Origin of the sequence: Polaribacter aestuariivivens, from assembly GCF_005885675.1 — a bacterium.
In the GTDB taxonomy this organism is placed as follows: Bacteria; Bacteroidota; Bacteroidia; order Flavobacteriales; family Flavobacteriaceae; genus Polaribacter; species Polaribacter aestuariivivens.
In genome coordinates this window covers 476,809-484,637 of sequence record NZ_VANR01000003.1, presented here as the reverse complement: position 1 = coordinate 484,637, position 7,829 = coordinate 476,809, and the positions used below count along the sequence as shown (strand labels likewise).

Sequence of the window (7,829 nt, the reverse complement as noted above, 5' to 3'; positions counted from 1 at the left end):
TTTGTTGTTTTGTTAGTTGTTGTTGTTAGAGGTAGAGTCTTTATCTGTTTCAGTTGCAGAGAAAACTTCTGTTTTATTTGTAATTATTGTTCCTGCTGTAGTTACAGTTGCTCCAATTTTTAAGGTTTTTGTTTCTCCTTTTTTTATTGTTAGAAGACTTAAATCCCAAATTCCTGTGGAAGCTGTATAAGTTGTATTTGTTGGAATTACTGAGCCTGCTGCATTATACGTTAAACCTGCTGGTAACAGATCTTTTACCATTACGTTTGTAGCGTCTGCATCACCATCATTTTTTAATGTTATCGTAAACACAATTGTGTCTCCTACTTTTTTGATTGGCTTGTCTATTGTTTTTGTTAAACTTAAATCAACTAAACAAGCGTCGTTTAAAGTATTGTCTAATACTGCTGCAGTTGTGTTTTGTTCGTATCCTAAACCAGCACCATCTAATAGTGGATTTCCTGTAGCATTAGAAGCTGTTCCTAAATTAAATAAACTACCTCCAACACTTCCTCCTGCAAGGGATGTTAAATTTGCTTGCATAATTGCACCTGCGCCTTCTATTGCATCTGGACAACCATCGTTATCTGAATCTGTATCTAAATAGTCTGGAATACCATCTGAATCATTGTCTTCTGCATTAAAAAATACATGTCTTGGATTGTTGTAAAGATCTATTCTACATTCGTCAAAACGAATAGAAAAATATCTATCTATTTGTGCTGATCTTGTTTTTTCTGCACCAATTGTGAATAAAAATTGGTTGGTATCTCTTTTTTGGAAGAAAGAGCGATATCTATTATCTGTATCTACTGGTTCTACTGGTGCAGACATATTAGTTTTTGAAATAAATTTTAATTCTGCACCTGTTTGAGTAACATTTATGTTTGATGGTTCGCCAATACTATAACCTACAATATTTTGAACCTTGTAAAATTCTTTTATTCCTGATGCTCCATCTATATCTTGAATAAAACCACCTACTCTATCTACTGTAGAAGGTGTAGTTGTACCTGTTAAAACAAAACTAAATCGGAATTGTATGCTTAAATCTGCTCCAACTGCACCTGTTGCAAATCTAAGTCTTGGTTGGAAAGCATCATTATCTCCTAAATTTTGATCTATACTTAAAATTGAAACTGAAGCACTTTTTTGCACTATCGTTACAATTCCATCTAATGTTGCATTTACTAATGGAAAACGGTATTGTGCATTTAATGTTCCTGCACCTGAACCTGTTCCTGTAATATATGTTCCTCCTTTAAAGCTGTATGAAAAACCATCACAAGTTCCTGAACCATCTGTATAAAAACCATAGCCTTCAGTTACATCTGTAATACCGTCATTATCGTCATCTAAATCTAGAGCATTTGGTATTCCATCATTATCTTCATCATTACATGTTTTTACAGTTGAATTTAAATAATAAGAATTTGGAGTTCCGTAAGAAGCTGTTGTAACCTTTCCATTTGCATCAACAGTTGGAGTACCTGAACCATAAAAACCATTATCATCTGCATCTGCATTTGTTACCGTTCCATAATAGGCTTCGTCTGCATCTGAACAACCATCGTTGTCTGAATCTGAATCTAATGAGTTAGGAATGCCATCATTATCTGAATCTATATCACACACAAATTCATATTGTAAATCTGCAATTCCTATTCTTTGTCTTGTATTTGGATTTGTTAAATCATTAAAATATTGAAAACTAATTTCTGATACTGGCTCAAAAAACTTTAATGTGATTACACCATTTGCTTGGTTTGGGCTATCTACATCTGCTATACCGATTATTTCATTATTACCTAAATAACTAACTGCGGATCCTTTTGATATAATATTTGTAGTTTCTGAAATAATAATTGTTGTGCCATCATTTCTTTTAGCTGTTACTATTATTCTATCTTTAAAATCTGAGCCTCTAGCATCTATATCTTGTACACTAAAAGTTAGATTATTTACTTCATTTGAAAAATTAAATTTAGTAATACCTCCACCTATTTCTCCTGGTGCATTAACAACTTGTAAAACGGTTCCTAAACCAAAAGCATTGGAAATATTTATAAATTCTAAACCTGGGTTTGCTGCATTATCTGTAAAAGAAACTGTTAAATTATGATTGTCTACTAAATTTGAAACAATAGGTAAGTTTCCTGAAATATCTGTAGTTGATGGCGTTACACCAAAATCGGTATCCCAATCAAAAAAGCCTTTGGTTGGTGTAGTACAGTTATCTTCTACAGTATCTAAAATACCATCGTTGTCATCATCTAAATCTGCAAAATTTGCTATACCGTCGTTATCAGTATCTAAACAAGTATTTTTTGAAGCATCTATATAAAACGAAGTAGGAGTTGCGTATGATGCTCCTACCACTTTACCATCTGCATCTACATTAGGTACACCTGTACCATAAAATCCATTATCATCTGTATCTGCATTTGCAACTGTACCATAGTATGCTTCATCTGCATCTGAACAACCATCACCATCTGAGTCTGAGTCTAAAGAATCTTCAATGCCATCTCCATCTGTATCTCTACAGATAATTGCACCAATTGTTATAGAGGTTGTTAATAATTCTGCCACAATATTTCTACCTACACCATCATCAATATTAATATCATCTACTATTAAATTAAATGAACTTACTGGGGTTTGTGGTGTAAATGTTGCATTATAACCAAATTGTATGTTATTGTCAGCATTATTAAAAATTACTTCTGATACTGCGCCTTGTGTTACAAAATTGACAAAATTAAAATTATCTAATTCTGCTTGGGTTACGTGTGCAACTGGTACTGCACCAACTGGAGAGGTTCTTATTTGAGCTGAACCTAAGATATTTGAACCTGAACTTAAGTTAGACCAAGCACCAGGTATATCTACAGCAATAGCATCTTGTGCATCTGCATTATCCATATTACCAATACCACCTAAACCAATAGAAGTAATTTTAAAAGGTAAACCCGAAGATGATATTGTAGAAACTTTTAATTTTGGTTGATCATCTTGACTTCCACTTGCTCCAATTTCAAATACAATATTTCCAGTTGTAATGTCTGTTACAATAGTACCATCATTTGGGCCAAAATTTGTTATAGCATTGTTGTTACCCACTGTTCCAGCTGCTTCTAATATAACTGTATTACCATTTGTATCTTCATATACTAATTTACCTCCAGAATTTACATCACCTAAAACACTTAAAGAGCTATTTAAAGTAAATGTAGATCCTGTAATTATTTGACAACCTTCATCTGTATCTAAAATACCGTCATTATCATCATCTAAATCGCATAGATTATCTATACCATCGTTATCGGAATCTACTCCAGATGGAAAAGGGCAGCTACAGGCCGTAACATTAGCGTTATTAGAATCTCCTGTAGCCTGACCATTTGTTTGGTCTACGCTAGTGGGAATACCTGTTGTACCAACACTTGCAGTTAACCTTCCTTGAGCATCTATGTCTGTTCCCGTTAAATTTACGGCTCCTTCTTCGGCATCAAAACACCCATCTCCGTCTGAATCTAAATCTAAATTATTCGGAATTCCGTCTAAATCTGTATCTAAATCTGCACAAAAACCTGTTAATTGAGTTATTCTTAGAGACGAATTTAGAACATGGGTAAATGTTAATTTTAATCTAGAAATTGAAATACCAGAAAAATTAAAAAATACAGTACCAACAGCATCACTTGAAGTATTATCTCCATTAACATTATTATTAGCTGTTGTAAAAAATGTATTTCCAGATGATTGTACTTGAGATCCTAAAGTAGTGTAATTACCAGATGATAAATTTATTAGACCTCCATTAATATCATAAGCCTCTACTAAAACACTTTCATCTTCATCAAAATCTGTTATTTTAAATTGTGCGTTCCTTATGTTATGAGAAAATTTTTGATCTATAGAACCACTTTCTCCACTACTAGCTGAACTTTTAAATATAGGACCTTGCTCCCCTGCTCCATTAAGATTTTGAGTAGTAATATTTATACCACCTGATTCGTCAAACGTATAAGTTATATCGGTTGCTGAAGTTGTGTATGTTCCGTTATTTCCACTACTTATGCTACCAAAACCGAGAGTAGCTCCTATTTCTGAATTATTGTTTCCTGTACAATACTCGTTTTCATCTAAAATTCCATCATTGTCATCATCTAAATCTACAGAATCTGGAACACCATCATTGTCTGAATCTAACTCTTGAGAGGTTAACTCTATATCATCTATTGCTATATCGCTTCTAAACCCAAGTCCTCTAACTCCTTCAAATCTAACAATTATACTTTGATTGCTATAACCACTTAAATCAGCTGAACCAGACAACCATACATCTCCTTGGTTTCTTGTTCTAGAAAAAACTGTTGAAAATGAAGCACCATTATTATTACTTACTAAAACATTTAAAGTTCCCATTCCAGCATCTCCAAACATATGATATTTGAAATTTAACTGACCATTACCTCTATTTATAAGTGAAAAATCTTTTTGCAGCCAAGCTCTATCACCATCAACTCTTGGATCACTTGCTTCAATATACATATAAAAATTTCCTGTAGCTCCAGTGGAAGGACCTGTGGAGCCAGAAGGAGTACCTCCACTATCTCTTGTCCAATTAAAATTATCTCCGGAAGCATTTACCCATCCATCTAAGCCTGTTTCAAAACTATCTTGGGCATTTGATGAACTTATAATTGTAAAAACAAATAAAAAAAGAGTAAAAATATTCTTAAAATATGTTGATACTCTCTGATTTGAACTATTTGATTTGATGTAATTTTTTTTCATACCGTGGACTTTATGTTTCTGTTTAAACATGTATGTTATGAACTGAAATAATTTGTAAATTATTGATTATTACAAGTTGTTTTCGTAATTCTAATTCTATTTTTTCTTAAAAGAAAAACAAATATAAACTTTTTCTTAACATATATTTAAGAAAAAAATTAGAAGCGACTTGGAAATGTTTATTGAAAGTAAAAATTCGTTAATATTATATTTTTGATTGTTTCATATCATAAATGGAAAAAAAATGATAATTATTAAAAAAAATATTGTGTATCACAAAAATAATTATGAAAAGTGACAAATTGTCTACATTTTAAATCAAAAAATTAAATATTTAACAAGTTCCGTTTCATCCCTTGTACTTTACATATCGTCATTAAACAGAGAAACTAAGGATATTAAGCTGCTTATTTAGAATCATTATAAATTAAAATTTACAAACCTCTTTCTTTTTTAATCTTGTCATAAGCAGTTTGTATGCTTTGAAATTTTTCTTTTGCACCTTGTAAATGCTCGCTACCTAAGTCTTGTAATTTATCTGGATGATACTTTTTAACCATTTTTCTGTAGGCCTTTTTAACTTCGTCATTCGTAGCCGATTTTTCTATTTCTAAAATTTTATAGGCATTATCTGACGCATCATAAAACATGGCTTTTATAGATTCAAAATCTCTAGAATTTATATATAGGTAGTTGGCAATTTTATGTATTTCTTCAACTTCTTTTTCGGTAACAAATTCGTCAGCTTTTGCGATTCCGAATAAAAAATGCAGTAATTGCAAACGAGAAGCATGAGACATATGCTCTCTAATTTGTATACAAACCTGTCTTGCAGAAATATCTTTTTTTACAACCCCTTTAAATAGTTTAAATGCACTGTTGGCCCTTTCTTTACCATACATGCCTAAAAATTGAGATCTTACAAAGTCTAGCTCTCGTTTGTCTACCTTTCCATCTGATTTTATAACTATTGATGCTAAAACTAGTAAACTCATTTCAAAATCGCCAGATTGTGTGTTTACGCGAGTATTTCTTTTTTGTTTTTGCTGATATTCACCCTGTTCTAAGAGTAAATCTTTTTCAGAAAAACCATCTACAAAACTACCAATTGCAAAACCTATTGCAGCACCTATTGGACCCCCTAATGTAAAACCCAAACCAGCACCCAACCATTTTGTAAAATTTGCCATACTTTTAATCTTTTTCTTTAGAATTACTAAGTAGCAAAGTTACAAAGTTCCTTTTAAAGTTTGATGTTTGAAACCTTCTGTTTATCATGTTTTAAAACTTGACAACTTTGCTTTATGCAACCTTAGTCTTAATTAGGTTAAAAGTAAATTTTGCGTGAAGGATTGAGGCATTTGTTTGAGCTCTTTTTTCTTTTTCAGAAAAAAAGCGAGTGCTGAAAGCCTGACGATTTTTTAAAATAGAATGTAGTGATAACGGAATAGTATTTTTAAAAATTGGCACGCCCAAAAAAAGAAAATAATAAGTATCTTTGCAGAGAATAAAATTAAAAATTATGTATCCAGAAGAATTAGTAAAACCAATGCGTGACGAATTAATTAACGCAGGTTTTGAAGCATTATATACGAGTGAAGATGTTGAAAAAGCAATGGCAAAAAAAGGAACAACTTTAGTAGTTGTAAATTCGGTTTGTGGTTGTGCTGCAGGTACTGCAAGACCAGGAGCTATTGCCTCTTTAGGTGCAGAAAAAACACCCGACAACTTAACAACAGTTTTTGCAGGTGTAGAAAAAGAATCTACACAAAAAGCACGTGAATTTATGATTCCTTTTCCACCTTCATCACCAGCAATGGCGTTGTTTAAAGATGGAAATTTAGTACATATGCTTGAAAGACATCATATTGAAGGTCGTTCTGCACAAATGATTGCACAAAATTTAGCACAAGCTTACGAAGAGTTTTGTTAATCCCATCCTAAATCCTTCCCTGAGGGAAGGACTTTGAGACACATTTTTCTTTTTTGAAAATTTTGGGAATTGTAAACAGGTTTTTGAATGCTTAATTATTTAAAAACTGTTGAATTTTTTTCAAAAAGATAACTTTTTAAAATCCACGTTTTTACGTGGATTTTGTATTTTTATAAAAATTTAAAATATGGCTTCTTTATATTCCACTTATACAACTGAAGAGTTAAAAAAGAAAATTAAAAAGCAAAAAACAATGGCAATAATTCATGGTTTTATTGTTTTATTAATGATTGTTTTTGCTATTTTCACATCTATAGAAAATGGTATTTCTTTTCAAACTTTTTTACCTCTATTTTTTATTCCTATGGAAATTATAATGCTTTTTGAATTATAAAAATTAAAAAAAGAATTGGCTGAAAGAACTAAATAATGAACGAAGAAAAAATAATTTCTAACACGATTGCATTTGTAAAAGAAGCGTTAAAAAATGCTGAAGGTGGACATGATTGGTTTCATGTTGAGCGCGTTTTTAAAAATGCCATTTTAATTTCTAAAGAAGAAAAAGCCAATGTTTTTGTAATTTCTTTGGCTGCTTTATTGCACGATATTGCAGACCCTAAATTTCATAATGGAAATGAAACTATTGGCCCTAAAAAAGCACGTGATTTTTTAATTTCAGAGAATGTACCTAAAGAAATAGGCAAACACGTTGTGAATATTATAAAGCATATTTCTTTTAAAAATACTTTTGATAAAAAAGGCAAAGAATTTACTTCTAAAGAGTTAGAAATTGTACAAGATGCTGATAGATTAGATGCCATTGGCGCAATTGGAATTGCACGTTGTTTTAATTATGGTGGTTTTAAAAATAGACCTTTATATGACCCAGAAATTGTACCTAATTTAAATATGACCAAAGAAGAATACAAAAACTCTACTGCTCCAACTATTAATCATTTTTACGAAAAATTGTTGTTGTTAAAAGATCAAATGAATACAGATACTGGAAAACGAATTGCGCTAGAAAGACATAAATTTATGGAAAAATACTTAGAGCAATTTTATAATGAATGGAATGGTGTTAAATAATTTT

Annotated in this window: 5 protein-coding genes; 3 read left to right on the top strand and 2 right to left on the bottom strand. The window is 31.4% G+C overall.

Going from position 1 to position 7,829, the window contains the following annotated elements:
• Positions 1-12 precede the first annotated feature (12 nt).
• Both FDT66_RS08000 and FDT66_RS07995 read right to left on the bottom strand, forming a co-directional pair.
• Positions 13-4,803: a DUF11 domain-containing protein gene (locus FDT66_RS08000; protein WP_171032349.1), complete on the bottom strand. Its 4,791-nt coding sequence runs from the start codon at positions 4,801-4,803 to the stop codon at positions 13-15.
• 434 nt (positions 4,804-5,237) lie between these two features.
• Positions 5,238-5,993 carry a TerB family tellurite resistance protein gene (locus FDT66_RS07995; RefSeq protein ID WP_138535643.1) on the bottom strand — a complete coding sequence of 252 codons (756 nt, stop codon included), beginning with the start codon at positions 5,991-5,993 and terminating at the stop codon, positions 5,238-5,240.
• Positions 5,994-6,325: 332 nt separating this feature from the next.
• On the opposite strand from FDT66_RS07995, the gene FDT66_RS07990 reads away from it, so the two are divergent.
• The 3 genes from FDT66_RS07990 to FDT66_RS07980 all read left to right on the top strand — a co-directional run bounded on the left by FDT66_RS07990 (position 6,326) and on the right by FDT66_RS07980 (position 7,825).
• A complete protein-coding gene (locus FDT66_RS07990; RefSeq protein ID WP_138535642.1) occupies positions 6,326-6,736 on the top strand; it encodes a BrxA/BrxB family bacilliredoxin in 411 nt (136 codons plus the stop codon).
• Positions 6,737-6,923: 187 nt separating this feature from the next.
• Positions 6,924-7,130: a hypothetical protein gene (locus tag FDT66_RS07985; protein ID WP_138535641.1), complete on the top strand. Its 207-nt coding sequence runs from the start codon at positions 6,924-6,926 to the stop codon at positions 7,128-7,130.
• A gap of 35 nt (positions 7,131-7,165) precedes the next feature.
• Entirely contained in the window at positions 7,166-7,825 is a 660-nt protein-coding gene (locus tag FDT66_RS07980) for an HD domain-containing protein (RefSeq protein WP_138535640.1), read from the top strand.
• Positions 7,826-7,829 lie beyond the last annotated feature (4 nt).